The organism is Kineothrix sp. IPX-CK (assembly GCF_039134705.1).
In the GTDB taxonomy this organism is placed as follows: Bacteria; Bacillota; Clostridia; order Lachnospirales; family Lachnospiraceae; genus Kineothrix; species Kineothrix sedimenti.
Genome location: NZ_CP146256.1, coordinates 1822708 through 1844558 on the forward strand (window position 1 = coordinate 1822708; position 21851 = coordinate 1844558).

The 21851-nt window shown below is 34.1% G+C and carries 29 protein-coding genes; 9 read left to right on the forward strand and 20 right to left on the reverse strand.

The window, feature by feature from the left end; all coding sequences use genetic code 11:
- Positions 1–63: 63 nt before the first annotated feature.
- Both V6984_RS08555 and V6984_RS08560 read right to left on the reverse strand, forming a co-directional pair.
- The gene (locus V6984_RS08555; RefSeq protein WP_342759360.1) at positions 64–276 is read right to left on the reverse strand and encodes a helix-turn-helix transcriptional regulator; all 213 of its coding nucleotides are present in this window, start codon (positions 274–276) and stop codon (positions 64–66) included.
- 42 nt (positions 277–318) lie between these two features.
- On the reverse strand, positions 319–528 hold the full coding sequence (locus V6984_RS08560; protein WP_342759361.1) for a hypothetical protein: 210 nt from the start codon (positions 526–528) through the stop codon (positions 319–321).
- A 498-nt stretch (positions 529–1026) separates the two neighbouring features.
- On the opposite strand from V6984_RS08560, the gene V6984_RS08565 reads away from it, so the two are divergent.
- The 4 genes from V6984_RS08565 (at position 1027) to V6984_RS08580 (ending at position 2695) form a co-directional block, all read left to right on the forward strand.
- The gene (locus tag V6984_RS08565; protein ID WP_342759362.1) at positions 1027–1572 is read left to right on the forward strand and encodes a rubrerythrin; all 546 of its coding nucleotides are present in this window, start codon (positions 1027–1029) and stop codon (positions 1570–1572) included.
- Positions 1573–1953: 381 nt separating this feature from the next.
- Complete coding sequence (locus tag V6984_RS08570; RefSeq protein ID WP_342759363.1) at positions 1954–2100, forward strand: hypothetical protein; 147 nt, start codon at positions 1954–1956, stop codon at positions 2098–2100.
- Between the two features lie 71 nt (positions 2101–2171).
- Positions 2172–2393 (forward strand): hypothetical protein, encoded by a 222-nt coding sequence (locus V6984_RS08575; protein ID WP_342759364.1) that lies wholly within the window; start codon positions 2172–2174, stop codon positions 2391–2393.
- A 59-nt stretch (positions 2394–2452) separates the two neighbouring features.
- Positions 2453–2695 (forward strand): hypothetical protein, encoded by a 243-nt coding sequence (locus V6984_RS08580; protein WP_342759365.1) that lies wholly within the window; start codon positions 2453–2455, stop codon positions 2693–2695.
- Between the two features lie 54 nt (positions 2696–2749).
- On the opposite strand, the gene V6984_RS08585 is transcribed toward V6984_RS08580, so the two are convergent.
- The 13 genes from V6984_RS08585 to V6984_RS08645 are packed head-to-tail and all read right to left on the reverse strand — an operon-like array spanning position 2750 to position 12912.
- A complete protein-coding gene (locus V6984_RS08585; RefSeq protein WP_342759366.1) occupies positions 2750–3025 on the reverse strand; it encodes a hypothetical protein in 276 nt (91 codons plus the stop codon).
- An 11-nt stretch (positions 3026–3036) separates the two neighbouring features.
- Positions 3037–3396, reverse strand: coding sequence for a hypothetical protein (locus tag V6984_RS08590; RefSeq protein ID WP_342759368.1), 360 nt, complete (start codon positions 3394–3396; stop codon positions 3037–3039).
- 16 nt (positions 3397–3412) lie between these two features.
- Positions 3413–5014, reverse strand: a complete 1602-nt coding sequence (locus V6984_RS08595; RefSeq protein WP_342759369.1) for a GH25 family lysozyme — start codon at positions 5012–5014, stop codon at positions 3413–3415.
- 10 nt (positions 5015–5024) lie between these two features.
- The gene (locus V6984_RS08600; protein ID WP_342759370.1) at positions 5025–5702 is read right to left on the reverse strand and encodes a hypothetical protein; all 678 of its coding nucleotides are present in this window, start codon (positions 5700–5702) and stop codon (positions 5025–5027) included.
- Positions 5703–5719: 17 nt separating this feature from the next.
- On the reverse strand, positions 5720–6034 hold the full coding sequence (locus V6984_RS08605; RefSeq protein ID WP_342759371.1) for a hypothetical protein: 315 nt from the start codon (positions 6032–6034) through the stop codon (positions 5720–5722).
- A gap of 4 nt (positions 6035–6038) precedes the next feature.
- The gene (locus V6984_RS08610; protein WP_342759372.1) at positions 6039–6401 is read right to left on the reverse strand and encodes a hypothetical protein; all 363 of its coding nucleotides are present in this window, start codon (positions 6399–6401) and stop codon (positions 6039–6041) included.
- A 50-nt stretch (positions 6402–6451) separates the two neighbouring features.
- Entirely contained in the window at positions 6452–7123 is a 672-nt protein-coding gene (locus V6984_RS08615; protein WP_342759373.1) for a hypothetical protein, read from the reverse strand.
- A gap of 4 nt (positions 7124–7127) precedes the next feature.
- Positions 7128–7787 (reverse strand): hypothetical protein, encoded by a 660-nt coding sequence (locus V6984_RS08620; protein ID WP_342759374.1) that lies wholly within the window; start codon positions 7785–7787, stop codon positions 7128–7130.
- 14 nt (positions 7788–7801) lie between these two features.
- Entirely contained in the window at positions 7802–8722 is a 921-nt protein-coding gene (locus tag V6984_RS08625; RefSeq protein WP_342759375.1) for a hypothetical protein, read from the reverse strand.
- Positions 8703–10457: a DUF5048 domain-containing protein gene (locus V6984_RS08630; RefSeq protein WP_342759376.1), complete on the reverse strand. Its 1755-nt coding sequence runs from the start codon at positions 10455–10457 to the stop codon at positions 8703–8705. Before V6984_RS08630 ends, V6984_RS08625 begins: the two co-directional genes overlap by 20 nt.
- Positions 10454–11380, reverse strand: a complete 927-nt coding sequence (locus V6984_RS08635; RefSeq protein WP_342759377.1) for a hypothetical protein — start codon at positions 11378–11380, stop codon at positions 10454–10456. Before V6984_RS08635 ends, V6984_RS08630 begins: the two co-directional genes overlap by 4 nt.
- A gap of 17 nt (positions 11381–11397) precedes the next feature.
- Entirely contained in the window at positions 11398–12606 is a 1209-nt protein-coding gene (locus V6984_RS08640) for a hypothetical protein (protein ID WP_342759378.1), read from the reverse strand.
- 18 nt (positions 12607–12624) lie between these two features.
- The gene (locus V6984_RS08645) at positions 12625–12912 is read right to left on the reverse strand and encodes a hypothetical protein (protein WP_342759379.1); all 288 of its coding nucleotides are present in this window, start codon (positions 12910–12912) and stop codon (positions 12625–12627) included.
- Between the two features lie 99 nt (positions 12913–13011).
- On the opposite strand from V6984_RS08645, the gene V6984_RS08650 reads away from it, so the two are divergent.
- Positions 13012–13533: a hypothetical protein gene (locus V6984_RS08650; protein WP_342759380.1), complete on the forward strand. Its 522-nt coding sequence runs from the start codon at positions 13012–13014 to the stop codon at positions 13531–13533.
- A 13-nt stretch (positions 13534–13546) separates the two neighbouring features.
- Positions 13547–13675: a hypothetical protein gene (locus V6984_RS08655; protein ID WP_342759381.1), complete on the forward strand. Its 129-nt coding sequence runs from the start codon at positions 13547–13549 to the stop codon at positions 13673–13675.
- Between the two features lie 9 nt (positions 13676–13684).
- Here V6984_RS08655 and V6984_RS08660 read toward each other — a convergent pair whose 3' ends face one another.
- Both V6984_RS08660 and V6984_RS08665 read right to left on the reverse strand, forming a co-directional pair.
- Positions 13685–13831 carry a hypothetical protein gene (locus V6984_RS08660; protein WP_342759382.1) on the reverse strand — a complete coding sequence of 49 codons (147 nt, stop codon included), beginning with the start codon at positions 13829–13831 and terminating at the stop codon, positions 13685–13687.
- Positions 13832–13835: 4 nt separating this feature from the next.
- A complete protein-coding gene (locus V6984_RS08665; RefSeq protein ID WP_342759383.1) occupies positions 13836–18389 on the reverse strand; it encodes a phage tail tape measure protein in 4554 nt (1517 codons plus the stop codon).
- A 92-nt stretch (positions 18390–18481) separates the two neighbouring features.
- Here V6984_RS08665 and V6984_RS08670 point away from each other — a divergent pair, with 92 nt between their 5' ends.
- The 3 genes from V6984_RS08670 to V6984_RS08680 all read left to right on the forward strand — a co-directional run bounded on the left by V6984_RS08670 (position 18482) and on the right by V6984_RS08680 (position 20557).
- Positions 18482–18952, forward strand: a complete 471-nt coding sequence (locus V6984_RS08670) for a hypothetical protein (RefSeq protein ID WP_342759384.1) — start codon at positions 18482–18484, stop codon at positions 18950–18952.
- A gap of 19 nt (positions 18953–18971) precedes the next feature.
- Positions 18972–19481 carry a hypothetical protein gene (locus V6984_RS08675; RefSeq protein WP_342759385.1) on the forward strand — a complete coding sequence of 170 codons (510 nt, stop codon included), beginning with the start codon at positions 18972–18974 and terminating at the stop codon, positions 19479–19481.
- A gap of 299 nt (positions 19482–19780) precedes the next feature.
- Positions 19781–20557 carry a hypothetical protein gene (locus V6984_RS08680; RefSeq protein WP_342759386.1) on the forward strand — a complete coding sequence of 259 codons (777 nt, stop codon included), beginning with the start codon at positions 19781–19783 and terminating at the stop codon, positions 20555–20557.
- A 66-nt stretch (positions 20558–20623) separates the two neighbouring features.
- Here V6984_RS08680 and V6984_RS08685 read toward each other — a convergent pair whose 3' ends face one another.
- The 3 genes from V6984_RS08685 to V6984_RS08690 form a co-directional block, all read right to left on the reverse strand.
- A complete protein-coding gene (locus V6984_RS08685) occupies positions 20624–20785 on the reverse strand; it encodes a hypothetical protein (protein ID WP_342759387.1) in 162 nt (53 codons plus the stop codon).
- Positions 20786–21035: 250 nt separating this feature from the next.
- Positions 21036–21215: a LytTR family transcriptional regulator DNA-binding domain-containing protein gene (locus tag V6984_RS22315; protein ID WP_425324238.1), complete on the reverse strand. Its 180-nt coding sequence runs from the start codon at positions 21213–21215 to the stop codon at positions 21036–21038.
- Positions 21184–21786, reverse strand: a complete 603-nt coding sequence (locus V6984_RS08690; RefSeq protein ID WP_342759388.1) for a response regulator — start codon at positions 21784–21786, stop codon at positions 21184–21186. Before V6984_RS08690 ends, V6984_RS22315 begins: the two co-directional genes overlap by 32 nt.
- Positions 21787–21851: the final 65 nt, after the last annotated feature.

Consider the following 21851-nt stretch of genomic DNA (forward strand, 5'->3'; position numbering starts at 1 on the left):
ATTTCATTATAAATGTTCATTCATCAATTGGCAGGAACCCGTTTTCCCTCTTCTCACAACCTATCATATCAACGGCCTCTTACTATATCTATCAATAAACCTAATATCAACATCACAATTCAAAAAGTCAGCAATACTTTCTATAAATGAAACTTTCATATCAGCCTTTAACCTTCTATTTATATTCTGTGGTGACTTATCCAACAAAAAAGCCAGCTGCCTTTCGTTTAATCTGCGTATCTTCAGTGCCTGTTTAATATACTCATACATATCCATAACCTATTCCCCTTTTCCTTTCGTATCTCCAAATCCACAATGTTAATCAAATATCTTTTTACTGTCTCTTGCTATGACCTGTACATCACATCCTAATATATCCAGCATTTCAATAAAATCATCTAATCCATAACTTCCGCGACTGATCTTGTTTCTAAACGATTGTGTCTGCATTCCCAGCTTGGCGGCCATCCATTCATAATCAACGCCACGCTCTAACATTAGCTGACCTATAACTTTTTTACTATTCATATTAACATTCTCCTGTTAGTTTATAATTCTACTTATAATTCCGCTGTTTGTCAAATCAGTATTGATTATATATATACTCACGAACTTCTATCAGACGGCTGAATCAGCTCAATTATGATTAAAAAAACCTGTCATAAGATTTATTCACCAGATGAATTGTACTACTAATAAAAGGAAGATAAAAAACAGTATAAAAATATAGAGATAAAGTAAAACTGAAATAAGAGTCTATAAACAAGACTTCTTATTATTAATAAAATGTAAGCAGCCACACAAGCAACAAACAACAGACAGATCAGGAAGTATCATGAACCACCGCCAAACGGGACATAGTTAACGCTTTTGATTGTTAGTCATTCATTGAAAAATGCTAGTGGCTGCTTTTATGCATAAGTAATAAAACAAATTCGGCTTGCCAGAGGCAGAGGAGCTTGGAAGCACATGTTTATATTTAACTCATATAATAATTAGAAGTAAATTTATTCAGGAGATGGTAAATTGAATTATTATAGATATAACAACTATGGATATGGCATTAACAATCAGGAATTCCCTTACGTACCGGTGCTGGATATGTCTGCAACACAACAGCAGATTCAATCCGTCGGAATGTTCACATACCCCCAAAATCTTCAGAACGCTCTCGATTTAATCCAACAGGCACTCATAGGTGAAAATGAAGATAGGATGTTTTATAGCTGGTTGATAGAAAATGCTCCTTCGGATAAGGAAAAAGAAATAATCAGCGGTATTCGTGAAGCTGAAATTGGTCATTTTGAATTATTTAATCAGATATACAATGAGGTATCAGGTATGATGCCGCAACAAGCTCCAGGTGAACAGTTTACTCCGCCCGAGAATTATTGCGTTGGATTGGAAAACGCTATACTTAAAGAAGAAAATGCTGTACAGAAATATCGAGAAATCCTTTACGCCATGCAGAATCGCGTGCATATCAATATGATGACAGAAATCATAACAGATGCAATCAGGCACGGCATGCTTTATAATTATCTTTATGCTAAAAATAGCTGTAAAGGATGATCCATCAAAATAATATCTAATATAAATGGCTGGCAGGATCAAGGATGTTTGCCAGCCAAATCTATTAAATGAGATTATTGGATTCAAAAAGGTTTGATCAAGTGTAATTAAAAGCAATAAAAAATCTGAAAACCTGCAATCAAGGCTTTCAGACTATTATAAGACAAGCTGATGACGAGAATCGAACTCGTGACCAACTTCAAAAACACTGTAAAATAGGGAGGTTTAAGCACATCGTCATCAAAGTGTAATCAAAAGTGTAATCATTTTTATAACGCACATATGTAATTTGAATAACGTATTATAGTAATAATACTTGTTTTTTGTCTTGTGAGTGTACTATTATTATAATATGTTATTTAAGTGTTAGGAGAGAGTGTAATGAAATTAAAAATAGTAAAAATCGAGAATCGAATTGTAACATGTGAGAAGGATAAGGATGGTTCTTTCATTGATATAGCACGTAGATGGTTCGCGGAAGATATTCAGGAAGGGGATACAATAGAATTCGAATATAATGCACCGTAGAGTATATGCTCATGCAAAATTCTTATTTACAAATAGAACAAATGTTTGTATAATCATATTTGTAGATAAATATGAAAGTAGAGGATGGCTATATGGTATTTTATAAAGACATAATTTTTGAAAACAAGAAATCCTTTTTAATTTATGAGCTATTAGTTAAAGACAATGCAAATATTCATTTACATCTCGCCAAAGATCAAGTGATAAAAGAAACGGATATGTTAGAGCTATGGAATTTAACAAATAAAGATAAGACACTTCTTCCAGTCTATAATTTAAAAATGCTTGATTAGTGAATAAATATCAATTCTTGTCCATATACTATACTATTATAATTATTTGGAGGAAAATTATGGCAGGAAGAAAACCTAAAAAATCCATCGAAGAAAGAATAGTAGATAAGGAAGAATTAATAGCGGCATTATTAACAAGAATCAAATCAGAACAAAACGAGCTAGAAGCCCTCTATAGCGAGAAGAAACTCAAAGACTTGGAGTCCGTTAGCGAACTCATTAACACGTCTGGATTAAGCCCTGATGAGGTTACAGAGGCAATAAGAACATATACAGAGCAAAGAGAACAAGGTGCATCGTAAAAAATAGCCAGAAAGGATTTTAGTCGCATTGACCTATTTCCAATCTGGCTATTTTTATGTTACAGGCTCTTCGTTTTCTCCATCATCAATGGTAGGAGAGAAGAGTATATCAATTGTATATGTCTTATCAGACACCACGTAAATATCATTCCTTGAACGAGTCTGTAATAATTCCAATATTTTTGTTTCTAGTGTAACTTCATCTTCAAATTCAGAAATCACTTCTTCAGATGTACCATCTTCATGTACAACAATCTCCGTTAAAAAATGGTACAAACTATTCACGCCGTTAACACCACGGGTAGATCTTAATAATAATATCTTATACATATCAGCACCTCCTACCAATTCACGATAGGAAGTATTTGGGACAATAGATATGTTACAATTCCTCCTATAATAATCCACAACGCCTTATCTTTTATACCATCAACCTTTTTATAAGTTTCATTGGCCGGTTTATTTTCAAGGATATTTACTTTCTCCTTAACCCCACCAATGTCTTGTTTTACTTCTGTAATATCACCCTTCATGATTCCCATCGTTTGGGTCATAAGTTGTATATTGGTATTAATATCATATATCGCTTTCTGCTCAGATCGAATATCTGATATATCATTTTTAATTTCTTCAATCTGATGCGTGTTGGACTTGCAACGAGCATCGATCTCTCCTAGTTTAACCTTATCGTCTTCCGACATTTTGAGATTCCCCCAATTATAATATTTTTATGTATTTCTTTGATACCCATCCTACACCTACAGTACCGTCTTCCAATTTGGCTTTGGCCTTGTACCAACCGTTTTCTTCTTTTAGAAGATTGATTTCATCTCCCGGTTTTAATGTCTCAATTACATTGTCAATTTCTGACTCATTAGATTTCCTAAAATTTAACCCACCGCAATTATACACTTGTCCAATAGCATCACATACATAACTTACTGAAATATATCCTTTATCAGTCTTATACCAGCCATTTGAGGTCTTTGCAATTAATTGAACAACAGAAGCTTTGGTATAGTAACCCAACTTTGTAGATGTAGTATTTGGTTGTGAACGAATAGTTAAATTGGATGAAGTGGTGGTGATTTTACCAAGAAGTGTAATAGAAGTTTCAGTAATAGAATTAGAAGGAGTAGTGGCAGGCTGTGTGCTTGAACTCGTATAATTATAAATTACATTCATATCTACATTTCCGTTAATACCAGAAACCTTACCTTTGGATGAATATTGCCATATATATTCGCCTATATTTGGTTTTAATGATTCTTTTACAGTACCATCATCGCTTGACGAATATCTTGCTATCCAGAATCTACATCCTAAGGCAGACAACTCGCTTGCGTTATACTTATTTTTATACCAATCTAAATTAGAATAAATATGGCATGTATAACCAAGAGATTTACATGTATTTACATATGTTTTTGCTATTGATGTAACTTTAGATTTTCCCAGAACACCCTGTGTTGCCCATTCTAAATCAAGATAAATTTCAATATTTTTGCCGTTTAGTTTACTAATCATATTCTCGGCATCTTTTTTTGCAGTTGCTTCGTCGAGAGAATATGAGAAGTGATAAACTCCAATTATATTTACGCCAGCGGATATTGCATTCCTATAATTTGTTTCAAAAGTAGTATCCATGTTTCCATTTTTAGTAACACCACGCAATATAGCTAGAGCGATACCGCTATTTTTTACTTGAGTCCAATTTATTACGCCTTGATATGAGCTGACATCAATACACTTTTGTGTTGATGCATTTACAGATGAAGTAGTAATAGATGAATTATAAGAAGAACCATTTTCAAGTGCCATTACCGTATGAGAGCCAGCTTTTACAAGAATATCTCCACGTCTTAAATAAGCATCGGTAGTAATGTATTTTGAATCTGTTAATACTTCAAATTCGCCTGTAGAAAGAAATGCGGATTTCATTGTAGAAGTAGTGGGGGCATTTGTGCTATTGTAAGGGATATTTATACCGGCAGCCTGTGCGCATACCGTCATAAAAGAACTACAATCACATTCACATGGAGTTGTTATTTTGCTTAAATCATAATTCACTTTTTGGGCTTGTGTGTTAAGAGAGTTTCTACTTCCCTGGTCGTATCCTATCGCGGCATTCGTGCATCCCTTTTCGCAAGCATTAGCCATTAATTCCGCCTTGTTAGAATCTTTACATCTTAGAACAAATTGCCAAGGTTTAGAGTACCAAGAGCGTATGCAGACTTCTTTTTCGGTTTGATCTCCGGCAGCTCCGCCAGAAATTTTATTGTTTTCATCTATAGATGAGTGTCCGATTTTTATAGACATAATAACCTCCCTATTCATTGCGGTATAATATTGTCATTTTACACACGTTGCCTCCTCCAAGATATAAGTAACTTCCATAGTTGGCACTAATAACTCCAGTTGAAGCATTATAACTTGGTCTCATTCCATCTCTATAAACTGTTGGAACTCCTGGAGCTCCATACTTTGCAGCCGTCATAGCGTCAGTTTGTATGTATACTTCAGAATAAATGCCCAAATTATAGGATGAAGAATTAACAACTTCATAACCAGTTGTATCCCCAACAAACCATTCGCCGGGGCTGTCTGTAAGGCATATCTTTATAATTTCATAGGGATTACCCAATTTTTTTGGCACTGAATCAGCACCTACTACATACTTTCCGGTAGAATCTTCATAAAACCTCATTCCGCCTAATCTAGTGTTTATAGAATCAACTAAGTTTGACAAGCTCGTAATTAAATTAGATAACGATGTCTTAATACTCTTAACAAGAGTCACATCTGCTGCATAACCAGCAACTTGATTTTCGTTTGTGGTTATACCTTTAAAACTTCCTATTTTGGTTTCTGCCGTAGTACCGTCATTAAACTCTACGTCACTGGCTTTCCCCCAAAAAGAATATCTTTCATAAACCTTATTTCCGGAGGTGTTATCTACACATTTTCTATATTTTCTTCCAGTTTTAATTGTTTCAGTAAATGCCATTTATTTCATCCTTTCGATTAATTTATCCAAAACTCTCCAACTGACATGTCATCTGGATCAGTAGAAGAGTAGTGAAAAGGATTATATTTTTCTTTCTCTATAATCACTTGTTGCCATGTGCTAATTTTTGCTTCTATGTAATTAAATAAGTCAGCAGAATAGTTATGAATACCATTCTGTTGACTCAAAAATACATTTGCATCTGTAAAGCTATTATTTTTAATTAGATTGTCATATGTTTCAACAACCGGTAAATTATCCAAATCGACATCATGAAAGTAAGTTCTTTCATCAACACCATCTGGAAAAATAGAAGTATATGGGTATTGCACTTAATCACGCTCCAATCCAAATATCTTCTTTTGCCATAATTTCAGGCTCGTCATCGTCAGAATATATCAATTGGGATTTCTGAATAGTCATTATCTGACCATTTCTTATTTCCTCTTCAATAGTATTTATCGTTTCAGCTCCGCCGAGAGAATATTGGGCTAATACATCTTCATTTTCTTTTATCGTTTTACTAGCTAATTCGAATAATCCACGTTCCTTATACCCGTTTATTTCATTAATTAAAGACGCGACTGAATCGTCTGCGTCCTTGAAATTGTGCTGGGTTATTAAGCTGTATGGAAAATTGCTGTATTCGTGGGTGTATGAAGAAGCATTCGCGGTAATAAAATCATCTATAATAATCACCTACCCTTGTTTAATAAATTTAATTACATTTGCCATAAAATCATACTCCCTTAATTTGATGAAAGGTACTCTATCCTAAACGAGCTTTTCCCTAGTGTTTGGGTAGCTGTCCAAAGGTTCTTTATTGCAACAAAATAATTATCATATTCTATACCACCAGTGGTTATCACTCCCGTTATTTTTTCGTAGGTCGTTACAGTACTGCCGTATTTGCTGAACGAACCTCTCATACGTATAGACGTAACATTTAGATTTAGTGAATGAGGAATTAGAATATTTTTATATACATTGGTATTGGCGGCGACATCAAAATCTCTGTCATCTACTTCTGTACCAGTCCAAATATGACCGTCCGTATACCACGTACCATAGTCTTTTATACTATAACTTCCCCCACCACTTCCGGCATCAATTAACGCCTTTAACTCTTTTCCTTGCTTTGCGCTTAGTGCTTTTGTAGAGTCATCCGTAGTCAGATTATCGACGACTTCTATAGCTTCATTATCTATTGTCTCCCATACATTTCCATCAGATGTTTTGGTTAAAACTTGTCCAACATTTCCATCGATGGGAACGTGCAAAGCTGTATCTGCTAAATGTTCATCTACTTCTGTAAATTTATCCGATAATTTTGTTCCTTCATCATCCATAATAACAGCGTCAGCATGAGTATAGGGATAAATTCGTTCCTTTAGTTTGTTTACAATCCAATCAAATTTCATTATTTTACCCCTCCTCTACCAAAGTTTCGCTCTCTAAATAAGCAGTTGTATCCTCTACCAATTCAAAGGCCGATTTTAAATCAGTAAGCTGAGATGTTAATAATTCAATTGACATCTGAATCTGATACAAATCTTCAAATTTGGTCATTAAATTAGCAACCCTTAAGTCATTTGCTTGAATATGAGAGAGAAGAGATTGATACAAAGAAATGTCTCTTTCATCTATTTCTATCGCATCGTCGAGTCCGGGCAGTACATTCATCTCGGCAGAAAGAGTAGACCAACTATATGACATTCCCCTGTTATCAATTTCCTTCTTGAACTCAACTACAAAATATATCTTGCCTGATTTTTCTGTTACAAATTTCGATATGTACCAGTCCAACACTATTGATTCTTCTTCAATTAATATATTTCTTACTGTATAGTTACCTCGGTGTTTAGCAGCGTTGTTGAAGGATATTGTGCAATTACGCAAAGAAAAATCCTCTCCATCGAAGTAGCGAGGAATTCTTATTTTGACCATCTCTGCGTTATCATCTGCAACAACGGCAATGTTATATAATTCTGGTGGTACTGTTATTTCCCTTGTATCGGGATTTATTGTTATTTCTGGTTCTGTGTCTGGATTAACCAGCATTGGTGTTATTTCTATTTGAATCACTTCCTTTTTATGTTTTAAGATATGAAATGTATCTTAGCGATATTTACATCAATAGTTTCACTAGACAAGTCATCATCTTTATAATATCCTGCGGCTAACTTTGTGACTCCTTCAACCGTATAAGAGCCTTGTACATTTAAAACTATCTTAATTTGATCTACAGACGTAAATGTAAATAATAATCCAATACCGCCTAAGTAAAAGGGATTTGTACCGCCTACGCCCCAGTTGCTTGCAACTCCTATAGGTAGGGTTATGGAGTTGGCTTCTTGAAATACTTTGTTGTCTTCGGCATCTGACCCAAACACCTGAAATGTAGCAACTATCCATGCTGCATTTTGAGGAATTACGAATTGTTCTGTGGAATTATAACCGGGCAAATCGTAAGACGCTAAAATTTCTCCCGTAGCATGTGTATGGTCAATGGTTGCAGCATCCGTAATTCCATACCCACTTAATGTCGTAGGATTCGTACCATCCACAACGTGTCCTCTTTCGTCTACAGTAACGCTTTTATATGTATTAGGAATAACGCCGCTAATAGGATGTGTATAAACTGTATCAGTAAAAATTGCATCTTCAGGAACGGACTTTCCTATAGTGAAACCACTATCTTTGAGACTATTCCCGTTACCATTAAAAACTGGTATTCCATTATCTGTTACAGTGGTTTGTACTGCCGGTATCTGCCGTTGATTAACAACATTGCTAAGACCAATCTGTTCTTTTGTGACAGCGTGAGGATTATCTTTATTATTTATATGAGATTCTAAATCCGTCTGTTTAGCCAGTGTTGCATCTGTATTCTGCATTGTTTTGATAGTTGAATCCAATATGTCCATATTGGTATTTTGAACTTGAACACTATACAGTTCATCACTTGTTGGCTTTTGTAGATTTAGATTAGGTGTTTTGTTAATAGCTACCGCCTCCAATCATTTTAGTTAGCTCTTCGTGTGTGTACTTACCCAATACACCATGCTTATATCCAGAAAGAGCTTTATGAGTACCCATTTCTTTAACAATGTCATCATATAAAGGATAGAATTTATACATAGTTACGGTTGATGTCCAAGACGCTAAATCGTGATTTATGGACTTTATGATATATTGCTCTTCCATATCAGAATCAGAATTTTGGTAAGACACCTTTATATTTACATCGTAAAAAGGAACAAGGTTGGTGGTTAAAGTAATACTGTCAGTCAATCTTGCGTTTTTCCAGTTTTCCCACTCGGCACGAGAAAGTGCGAGAGAGTCAGAGGTAATATTTTCATACTCTCCACCAGTTTTTACATCAAGTATTTCACCGATTTTTTGCACGGTAAAAGGAGAGTTCTGTACTGTTTGAAATTCTACGCTTTCGCAGTTGTATTTTTTCTGGAAATATTCTTTAGAGAACTTTGGTATAATAGTTCCATCCCCAAAAGTATAATTATCTCCGATTGTACCATCTGTTAAGACGTTCAATCCATGTGCTTGCCAATGACCGAGTAAATAAGCATAATAAACGGTTTCATTGTTTATACGCTTAGTTTTAATCTTGAATACAAAAACAACGCCACTTTCTAGGATGTTATTCTTAATGGGAGTGTCTGTATTTTCATCCATGATATCAATATTCCCAAGACTGTTAACGTTCAGCTTTGTTTCTGTTTCGTTCATGGAAGGAATTTTAATAGCAATAATATCTCCGTTATAATATTTGTCATCATATCCTTCAATGGTGCAGGAATATGTACTTCCGTCGTATGTACAATCTTCTGTGTAGAAATCAGCTTCAATAACCTTTCCCCATACCTCACAAATATTACGCACTTTATTTAATTCTGTGTTTACACCTTCAGATATTAAAACAGTCTGTAGAAACTCATTCGACAATACAATATCATCTCTATAGCAACTCGGAATCATCTGACATATAAACGTATTCTGCACATCAAAGAACATTTCATAATTTGAGTAAAGGTCACGGATTTTCTCTAAGATACTGAGAACAGAAATACCGGAAGAAAACTCTAAATCATAAGGAATTGTGTTCCAAAGAGGATTTTCCAGTCTGTATTTTTGCCAGTCGTCATTATTCTGAGGCATGGCCTTGTATTCCCCGATGTCGTCTATCACGTAGTTATTTATATAACCCAACTGCGTTAGTACAGTTATCATAGCTTCGCGTATAATGTTATATTTGATAACCTCGCCTGTATCTGGATTCTCTTCATAGGCTGGTATGAGAGTAGTAAGCGCACCTAATTGTCCATTCTTTGTACCGTCCAATTTAGCTATATAGTCATTACAGCTTATTGTTAGCTGATTAGTTGTTGCATCATAATTCCCGGAAGTATTAGTATAAACAAAATATCCCATTGGATAGTATTCATATTCTTGTTTTCTTAGGTCTAAAACGCCAATATATAATCGTAACTCTTTGTTAATCCAGACAACACCTTCTTCGGATATTTTTGTATCATTACGATCAAATAATGTGGGAATCAAAGTGACTGAAAAAGTTCTACGAATAGAAGAGGTACTATCGATGGAGATAGATCCTCCAACAATAGTACCTTGTAACACGTCTAGTATAATCCCGTTTTCCTTTAAAATTTCTATTCTAACGTTGTAATTTATTGTGAGTTGAGTCATTAAATCTATATCATATTTAGTAATCATAAATTCCACCACTCTTCAGTAACATCAGATAAATTAGACTTATACAAGTGCTCTTCGGATGCATAATTACCTATCTCTACCCACTCAAATGACACATCTCTATTATTGTAAGTAGAGTCTGCCGTATCCGATATATCGCTTGTAATTTGAATTAGCCATATTCTACCATCGAAATGTTTAAGTAACTTTGGCATTCCATCGGAAAGAAAATCGATTACTTTTCTTTGGAATTTAATTCGTTCTCCGTCCTCGATTTCAAATTCACAAGTCTCTTCGTCAAGATATAAAAATTTACCCTTGAACGAACCTTTATCATAATTAGCTTTTGTGTTACGGATATAAGTAGGATATTTATTTAAAATGGTTACGCTGTTAGAAGATGGAAATACTCTTGCCGTGTCGCAAAATCCATCGGAGGCAGGAGAACCAACAATATTGTTCTTCTCTGCGAAGAAAATAGAATCAAAAGTAGAATCTGCAAAAGTTGTATAGTATTCACTTTCAGTCCCGTATAAGGTGGAGAGTAGTGCATATTCATACTGTGTGTTACTAGCATTAAAATAATCATTTGTGATTATACCGGAAGTAAAATCTTCAAGAGTATCTATTTTCTTAACAGCTATAGTAATCCATTTATTATTCACGTTATCCCTACGCTTAATCAGTATGTGTGAGACTGTGTTCAGATTCCAGTTTACGTTACCAGCAGAAGTCGAGTTATTAAAATCGGCGTGAAAGATAGTATCAAAATTCCATTCATCAGGACAATCCATAGTAGGTTCTGACTGAGTTTCCTTGGTTATATACAAACAATCGAACAACCCATTTTGTAACACTATATAAGTCATATTTTTAACCGACGTAGGGGTTAGTGGGAGCGTGTTGACATCTGCACCCAAAATATTATTTCCTATAAAAAACATATTTCATCATCCCCTTTCTATATCCATAAGTCATCAATATTTATATTTTCTTCCGGTTCATCATCTGACGTATAGACCTTCATAACATCTTTATCCACTACGTATGTAAACATATCTTCCGTATCTATCCATGAATCATATAACTCGGGGTTACTTGGTAATTGCCTACCGTACCACATATTATTTTCAAGAGAGTAATCTTCTTCGATAAACACTTTCAAGCTGTAAACATCGTTAATTCTACGTACCCAAATACCAGCCATTGCGTTTTCGGCGAAGGATTCTGGATTGGAATACAATATATAATTTCCCAACGGGTTTGGAACAGTAAGTTTGAACCTCGTTTTTCCGTCATCATGTAGATATGAACTAACTGTGATAGTGTATTGTGTATTGCTCATTTCAAGAATAGTAGCAGTCTGATTTAAGGCCATTCCACGAAGAATCAAAGTAAAATTATCAGGAATAACAAATCCCTCTTCGTAGTGAATCGCGTCATTTCTAAGGTCAATCATTCCATCTTGAAAATTAAACATCTTATCATCACTACACTCAATAACGGTGATATTTGTATGTAGCTTGATATATCCGTGTTGTGGATCATTTTCCGCATAAATTAAACCATAAGAAGAAGGAATCTTATAGTCGGTATAAATTTGAATATATCCAGTATCTACTTCCATACCGTTTACGGTATTACCAGAGCATCGAATAAAATATTTAGTATGATTGTCTAGTGCCTTATAAGTATATTTGATATTATTTCCATCATATAAAGTATCACTTTCTGACAGCAAAGTTTTTGTACCATCATATAAATAGAATTTGTATGACTGTATTTCCTCATAATCTGGTTGAAAATAATATATAATCGCTTCATAGGAAGCCGCCCTTATCGTCTGTTCATTTTCTATATTATAAAAGTAAAATTCCGGCGTTTCATAAGTTATAAAAAAGATTTTATCCGACAGCTCGCTGGCAATATTCTCAATATCAAATACTTGGCATTGAGCGATATATTTCTTTCCATTTGTTAGAGTGTTTGAAGGAATTGTATGATTATATGTCATAGAAGTTACTTTTACATCATAGACAGTTGCCAAAGTGTTTGCTTCGTATATAATCAAACGATTGGCATAAGACTGGTTTCCTGACCACGAAAAACTAACCATCTTTTCCTTCATTCCGTCAAAAGGAGATATTCTAGTTAATATAGGCTTTGCCATATAATCATCCTTTCTTTTTTAATTAATTCCACATATGTACATTCTCTCAATAATTCCACAAGGGATTTTCAACCATACGCTCTGACCTATGGTGAGTTGTGCATTTGGTATTGCACATTTAACTTTTCTATTTACACCTGATTCATCTTGAATGGTGTAGTAATTGACAGTTCCTTTTACAGTAATTTCTTTAACTACCGACAAAAAGGTTCTATCATAATTATGTTCGTGATTTTTAATAGCAGATACAATTTGTTCTACTAATAGCTTTACTGCTTGTATATCTTTATTTAAAATATCGCTCATTGGATTCCTTTCTTTTTCGGATGCAGAATATATGTTCAGTCTGTTATTTTAATAATAAACGTTATATAATATATTTAAATTTACTAAAGGGGAATGATTATGGATTTACTACAAGAATACAAAGAACTATACAATCACGAGATGTCTTTTAACGACAGACTTAATTCTAAAATATCTAACGCTCTCGCAATAATAACCATTATAGGTACAGGTGAAGCAATTGTTTGGAAGGACTGTCTTGGAAATGGATTCAACATTATCTTTTTTGTTCTATGCATCGTTTCTCTCCAATGTTTCCTATTTACAATGTATAAATTTTATAGAGCATATTCCAATTATAAATACGGATACTATCCCATCAAGGAAACCGAAGACTTCGTAAAATTGACTTATAAAATAGGAAAAGAAAAACAAAAATCAGACGAAGTTATAGAAAATCATATAAGAAAAATAATGCGTGATAATTATATAAAAGCAGCATCGATAAATCGTGCACAAAATTTAGCAAAAAGTAAGGCTCACAGAACTTTAAATAAATGGATGATAATTTCTATCGTTTCAGTTTTCATATGTTATGCTTGCGATATTATTATAAACAGTAGTTATTTAAAGTCATTATAAAAGGAGGAAAATCATGGGATATAAAGACGATGATGATGATTTACCAGAAGCACCACCGATTACTATGGTTACAGAAACATTCTCACGAGTAATCATCAAACCAGAAAGTGCATCGGATGAAAAAAGCAATGATGATGAATAATAGAGGGAACTACCCTCTATTATTTTTATACCATTCATCCGTAATATTTATTAAGTCTCCAAACGTCTCTTTATAGATCTCAAGTCTAGGTGCATCCGGAAGATCTGGATCATCGAAGGAATAACTGCAATTTCTATCATTTTTACTATCATCCATACCACTACCTCCTATGAAGTTCTTGTGCTAATGTATTGGGCAATCTTTCGATTATAGCACTAGAGAGACTATTTGTATCTTGAACACCTTGTAAATAAATATCTCCAACACTTACCTCAACATTTCTCATATTATTTGTGCTGTTATTTACTACATTACTAATACTGTTTACCGAATCCGCAATATCACTTAATGGATTCTTCATAGTAGCAACAATATCGAGCGCGTTTGTATTTCTCTCCATATATTCCATAAACTTACGAAGGTTTTCATTCCCCGGGGCTGTATAGTCAATAGGAACAATGTTAGAACGAGAAGCAGTACCCTCTGCATAAGCATTGTTAGACGCAATCCCCTTACCGCTAAGAATCTTTTTAGTCTCATCTCCATCGTAAACAATACTGCCTTTTTTCAAGTCTGTAATAGTAGGAGTAGTGAATATCGAATACTGTCCAGTTTCAGGGTCTACAACCAATTCAGGAGCAACTTCACCAACTAAAGCATTCTTCTCATTACGTGGAAGTCCGTCAGAGCCTTTAGCGTATGCTTTTGCATTCGAAGGTTTACTAGAGCCACCACCATGACCACCAATACTAATAGATGAATTTAACGCCGTATCAGCCAGATCCTTTATAGCTTTTGCGGCAGCTTCGCACTGAGACTGTATAGACGTAGCCATTTCAGTTACAATATCTTTAATGAGATTCGCAATACTTTGGATTGAATTTTCGCCAGTAGCAAATTCATTAAATGATGTTAACCATGGGTCTTGTAATTTAGCGGATACTTCATCCCCGCCAGTCTGCATGATATCAACGATGCTACCATCGCCAGCAGATTCGGTTTTAGGTTTAGTATTGGAAGTAGTAGTTGTGTCCTTGTTTTCTTTAGAAGTTCCACCGCCGCCCACACCAATAATTTCACCAAGTCTAGTTTGCAAACTTTCCCAAGCAGGAACATATGTGTCAGTAATATAACTAACCTGATCTTTAAAAGCATCATTTCCAGTTTGCAATGCAGTTTTTAGCTTATCCATCTGCGTTTCAATGATGATAACGGCGTTTGATATAGCAGTACCCAAACCAGTAAATCCAGTACTCTGAATGTCTTCTCCACCCGTTCCAATAATGGAAGAGAAATTAATCTGTTCAAACTCTTTGCACTTAGTTGCTATATTTCCAAATGCCGTAGCAATAGCTTCAAGCTTCTGTGCATATCCTTCTTCTCCGGGAGTGGGGAACTCTAATTTACCAAACAGTGTTGTCAGTTCATCCAGTAAATCCTTTAATTTTTGAATCTCATCATTAAGTGGAGTAATACTTGCAGTAGTATTAGACGCATTAGTACCAATATCACCAACAGCAGTAGACGCTTCACCGGCAGATGTGGAAAGTCCTTCAACAGAAGTTGCCGTTTCTTCAACGTCAGTAGAAAGAGGATCAAGCGTTGTTGCTCCAAGATTCTCGAACGCTCCTTTTGTAGATTCAAGATAACTTACAGATTCTGCACTAACACCGGACAATTGAGATAGTTTACCTACGACCTCATCATTACTTCTGCTCATGTCTGCAAGAATACCGACGTAACTATTCTTCAACTTATCAAATTCTTCTGACGAACCACTAAGTAGAACTTCCATGTTGATACCGAGTTCTTGAAGAGTGGCTTCCATTTGGGCGTTTTCGAAGACCTCACTAAGTTCAGTGAATTTCGACTTAGTTTCTTCTAAATTTAAAATCATGGAATCGAAGTGTTTTTCGATCTTTTCGATTTCTGCGTCCCAATAAGCATTCGAAGCATCTAAAGCCTTTTCAAGAGCTTCTTGTTGTTCTTCCAGAACATCACGCTGTTTCTCCAAACCATCGATAACCTTTTCAATAGTAGCGATTTCGATATCACGCTTTTTACTTTCAACTTCTTCACGCGCTTCTCGTATGCCAGAAGTGTCAGCTTCGTATGCCATTTGACCATCTTTATATACAAGCTGAGTGTTTTGATTCTGCATACGCTCTAAATCGTACTGGGCTTTCTGAAGGTCTATCTCCCTTTGACGAGCATCGGCCGCCTCGTTTATGGCATCAATAAGTTCTTGTTTTGCGGAGATTTCCTTGTCAATGGCATCTATTTGCTCGTCTAACTCATCGATTTGATTTTGGTAGAACTCTTCAGCGGCTTTTTTCTGGGCTTCCATGGACGCAATTTGAGCATCACTTTGTTTTTGGATAGAGTCAATTCGTTTATCAATTTGTTTTGTAATGTAGCTAAAAGCTGACTCGTATAGAGACTTCATACCTTGGAGATAATTTTTCTCTTGTTCCTGATACTCCTTTAAATACTTTTCTTTCTTGGCATAATATTTTAAATACAATTTTCTTAAGCTGTCTAAATATGATTTTTCAGATAAAATGCCTATATCTTTTAACCGATTAAGCTCTGATAACTCGTCTTCAAAGGCTTCTATATATTTATCGGCGGCTTCTTTTCCTGCACTTCCAGCCGAACCACTACCCACACTAGCAAAATCAATTTTCACATTATTAACAGAATCATTAATTTCTTTTTGCAGAGATGCTAGCTCATCATTATAATTAATTGGAACATGTCCGTCTTTATTAGCCTTTTCAAGATTGGCAATTCTTGCAGCAATAGCAGTTTGACCATATGCAGTAGCAAGTTCTTTCAGTTTGGAAATTTTATCCTCTACGCTTAAATCAGTATCTCCAAAAACTTGTTCGGCAGATATTAGTTTAAACAGATATTGTCTAGCAGTTTCTGATGCCCCGGCATGATTTAGAAACGCTAATACTTCATCAGATGTTGCAGTTACTAATTCTTTACCTGTCTGAGCAGCAAACTGTTTTTCCAGCGCCAATCCTTCAACTTGTGAAGTAAGTTTAGCCATTACAACTTCTTCAGCATTTGCTACACCCAAAGATTCAAGCATAGACGTAACTAATTGTGCTGTACTTTCGTCCATGCCGTCAATTGCGTTTGTTCCATTAATTATAGAAGCCGCAAAAGTATCAAAAGCACTTTGAGCTTTAGTAGCAGTAGTGGCGGGATTTGTAAGAACTTTTGCTAAATCATCAAAAGAAGATAAATCAATATCTATACCGTCAATTTCGTTTATCTCTTCAATAGCTGATTTGATGTCTTTAAGCATAGAGAGATCAACGTTTTCTGGTGAAAATCCGTCCTCAGTGAAGATATTTTGATATGCTTTCTGCAAAGAATCAAATGCGGGTTTAAGTTGACTATTGAGTTGGTCGATGAGAGAAGATACAGATCCAATAGAAAGTGGAGTTTCATTTGTTTCCTCTACGCCAAGTTTAAGTTCTTCTACTTTGGCTTTTAAGTCTTCAACTGAGGTAATAGAATCTGGGTCAACATCAAGTTCTAGTATTAATTTTAGATCTTCTTCGCTAAAAGTACCCATGTCTGAATCAGAAATGTTTCCAAACTTGTTAGAAGCTCTTCTTACTAATCCGTTTTTCTCACCCGGATTATATGTGTTAGTTGCCTTCTGAATAGAAAACTGAATACCCAAAGCATCTTGATACATCTGATTCCAATAGTCTGCCATTTCTTGCGCAGATGCTAAATCTTTACCAGTGAGCAACCCACTATCGACAGCTTCTTGTGCGGTCTGGGCATTTTCAAGATATTCACCTTGTTTAATGACTAATTCATCTTGATACTCTTGTAATTCTTTTAGAGAATTTGCCTCTTTTTCTTGTATAAAGGCCATTCTTCTTTCAAGATATTCACTCTTTGCAGTACGTCCTTCTTCTAATTCGCTTTGTTCTTTTACAAGATCTCTGAGCTTTTCTGATAAGCCTAAATACTTCTCGATTTCTTTTGTTGACCTTGTGGAAACACCGGCAAGATTATCGGCATCCGGTCTAGTATTTAACTCTCTCGATTTTTTATTAAGCAGACTGTCCTCATCAAATGCATCTGTCCAGTTACCTGTACCAATTTGCTCTTTATATAGTTGTTTTTGCTCAATCTCAAGAATTTGTTTGTCTAAATCTAATCTGCGTTCAAGATAAGATAATCTATCTTTTTCATAGGACGATAAACTATCTTTCTCCTTTAATGAATCGTATTCACTATTTAATTCTTCGTAGGATGCTTTTAAAGAATCAACTTTGTCCCTTTGCTCTTCAACTGTTACATTTAAATTATCCCATACCTTTGATAGGGTTTGCACTGCAACATTTATTGCAAGCATGATTGCCATATTTGCGGCTACGGATTTAAGAGTTGCCGATACCTTTTTGAGATTGGCAGAAAAGGTGGAAGATGAATCAGAGGCCGATTTCAAGTATTGATTATATTTTTCTGTAACATCACCAGTACCGTCCCATGTTTTAAGGAATTTCTTTAAGCTATCATCGGCAATTTCGAGTTCACCAACAAAACCATCAGTAAAATCAGGAGAAATGCCGATATCTAAACTTTCATTTACACTTTTTTGAATTTCAGATAATGTCTTTTTAGTTTCTTCACTTACTTCTGGCAGTTCAGTTTTTAATTTACTTAACCAAGTTGTCACTCCACCATCTTTGTCAAAGTTTACAACGTTAATGTAAAATGGTATAATCTGTATATATTACTTGGAATAATAAATACAAATTTGGAGGGGAAATGAAAGATAACGATAAATTAGTAATTTGCAAAAAATGCATAAATGATTTTAAAGAAATTCCATATAGCAATCCATTTCAATATAGAGGATTATATACCAATTTTAAAGTTCCAGAAGATAATATTTGCTCAAAATGTAAAACTGAACTTTATGAAACAAAAGTTACAGGATCAGAAATAAAAATATTATTTAATACATCACACGATAACGTGTTTCTACAGGCTATGATTGATCTTAAAGAGTCCGACCCTATAGAATATCAATTAAAATTAACACAATTTAATTCACAAAATCAGACAAAGGAAATAGAAGAGGATAAAAATAATATCCCTAAATGTCCTACTTGTAATAGTACCAATTTAAAAAAGATATCAACCACAGCGAAAGCAACAAATACAATTATGTTTGGACTGCTAGGAACTAAAAGACACAAATCGTTCCACTGTAATTCGTGTGGATATGAATGGTAGGTAGAGGATAGGAGGGGTTATGTCTTTTATAGATGAACTAAATAAAAATACAAAAACACCAGAACAAGTAGCAGATGAAAAATGGGAAGCTGAAAAAGAAATAATATCAAATTGTGCTTATCGTGATTATTTTGGGATTAAACAAGCACTTATCAATGAAGCCCAAAACGGAAAGTATTCTCTTATATCTAATAATAAAAAATGTGTATCTGCAAAATATGAATGTTCATATTTACGTGAATGTATTAAAAAAACATGCTCTAGTAATCCTACTGGAAGAATTGGAACAAGTAATTACAAGTCCAACGAAAGAGTGGATTATAAAATCGAGAGATATAAACAATACAATTGTTATATAGATACTATTAAAAATTTTGCCGTAAAAGATAACATAAAAATTGAACCTTCTTTTTATGAACTTGGTATTCTATCAAAAGAGACGCGTATTAGTATGCCATATACATATAAGGGGTATGGAGTAATTACTCACAAAATAAAAGTATATTTATCTTGTAGCATTGAATATTAGTTGGGATGCGCTAATTGTAAACATTTAAATATCAAAAGAACCTCTAATTTTGATGTTAGAGGTTCCTTTTTGTATTATCCGAACAAAGGTTTTGGCTACCAATATATACCAATATATGATAAAATTTTACATATAAACATTTTTAGCTTTGATTCTCCGAGATCACTTAATACATCGTAATACGTTTTAATAAAGCGGTTAATACTTTTTCGACGTTCACATGATGGAATAAATCCATTAGCAATTTGATCATCAATTAAAATTTTTACGTCTGAGATATTTAACATATAAATTCTCCTATGGGTGTTAATATGAATAGTTTCAATGATTTTTATATGAATACATACAAAGAATTTTATAATGCTTGTAAAGACAATAGTGTTCTATCAAGCTCTCCGATACCTTGTGTAGTTGATAATACAATGCGTACGGGCGGAAAGCATGAGAATGGTACTGTGTTTTTGAAATCGGATAACATATCAGATAAAGATGCACAACAAGTTACCAGAAGCACTATTTATCATGAATTAACGCATTATTATGATCAAAAAATGTTTGAAAAACATGGGTATTCAAATAAGGATATAAATACTTTGATGTTAACATTTTCAGAAATACACGCATCATACAATGCATTATTAGTGTTTTTGGGTTATAAAAATTTAGTTATAAATAGAAAAATAGCTATCACGAAAACTGTATATAAGGATTTTTCATTAATGCAGTTCGCTGCGTACAATGTGGCGACTCGTACAAATAATATGAATAACATCATTGGATTTAAAGAGTTTATGTATCTATTAGGAGAAAAAAGAGCCTTTGTCAAAGTATCATCCGACCCTCTAGTGATAAACAGGGCGTTTTCTACCAAACATTTACCACAACTTATACGTGATGAAATAGTGTCCATAGACAAGCTTATTAATATCAATTCCTTTGAGAATATAGACGTGGATAAGATTTCTATCCTTAGATTAGGAGCTGAAAATAAACTTACGCAGTTAAGCTATAAGGAACTACTAAAAGATGCTCCGACCGATTTACAAAAGGAAATACAAGACTTATTTGGAATTTAAATATTTAAGGACTGATTTAAATCAGTCCTTAATTTATCATTTATAAGCAGCTTATATTATTATGTATTAGACTATAATCACGCGCCAACGCAACGTATCTCTATATTGATTCTCTATTTCTGAAATTATATCCTTCGGAAAATATCCATCATTATGTATTTTTGCATAAATGCCTGAAATATCGAGAATAACAACTCTAGTCACATCACTTCTGATTTCAGCAACCATTCTGCTACCTCCACGTCAACACAAGTCTCAAACATATATTTCATATGTTCGTTTTATAGTTTAGTAGTTAACAATGGTGCGCCCCTTTGTATAGTTTAATTATATCAAAATATTCAGAATTTTCAATGGGGGATATTCGTAATGACTTGTTTCGATTGTGAAAATTACATATTTTTTGTTAAAGTTGCACAAATTGCCAACCGCTTAAGTTAAATTATCAACTTGAATGGTAAAATAAAGTTATTCTACATCAAAATTTTCTACAGTGTCTTTTATATTTTTCAGTTAATTCTTTTATGAATCTCCTAGAAATAGGACATTCGCGCCCATTGTTCAGTATCGCGATTTGGCTAAAATTATTTATTGCCGTGATATGTTCTATGTTAACCACATATGATTTATGATTTATGACATTGAAAAAATCTATCATCTAACTTGTCCAAAATAGAAGAGAGGTCATAAGATAAATTTGTTATTTTAGTTTTTTCAGCAATGGTAATTGTATGAGATTCCGCTTTTATATAGTATATATCCGATAGGATAAAAATAACTGGTTTTTTAACAATTTCTAACACTAATGGCTTGGATAGATTTTCAACTTTTTTACTTAGGGTATAAGCTTCTGTTAAACATGATAGTATTCGATTATCAAATTCTTTAATATCTGATTTGTCTATAAAATCCATAGCTTGAATCCGATATTCAAAAGTCTTCATGTTTAATTCTGTATGTGATGTAATGATAACTATGCAAGCTCTTGGGTCTATTTTACGAATCCTTTGGGCAAGAACGAAACCGTCAATATCTGCTTTTAGATCAATATCAAGAAAATATAAAGAGTTTTTTCTATTATTACTTAAATATTCTAGTAATGTGTGTGGATTTGTAGTAGCACAAACCACCTTCATATCAAGATTTTTAATCTCTATATGCTTGTTAATTGTTCTTTTTATTTGTTCTAGTTTTTCTGGGATGTCTTCGCAAATATAAATTGGCAACATAATAGTCCTCATATTATAAGATAATGTTTTGCTTATACCTTACTATATGAGGACTATTTGTTATA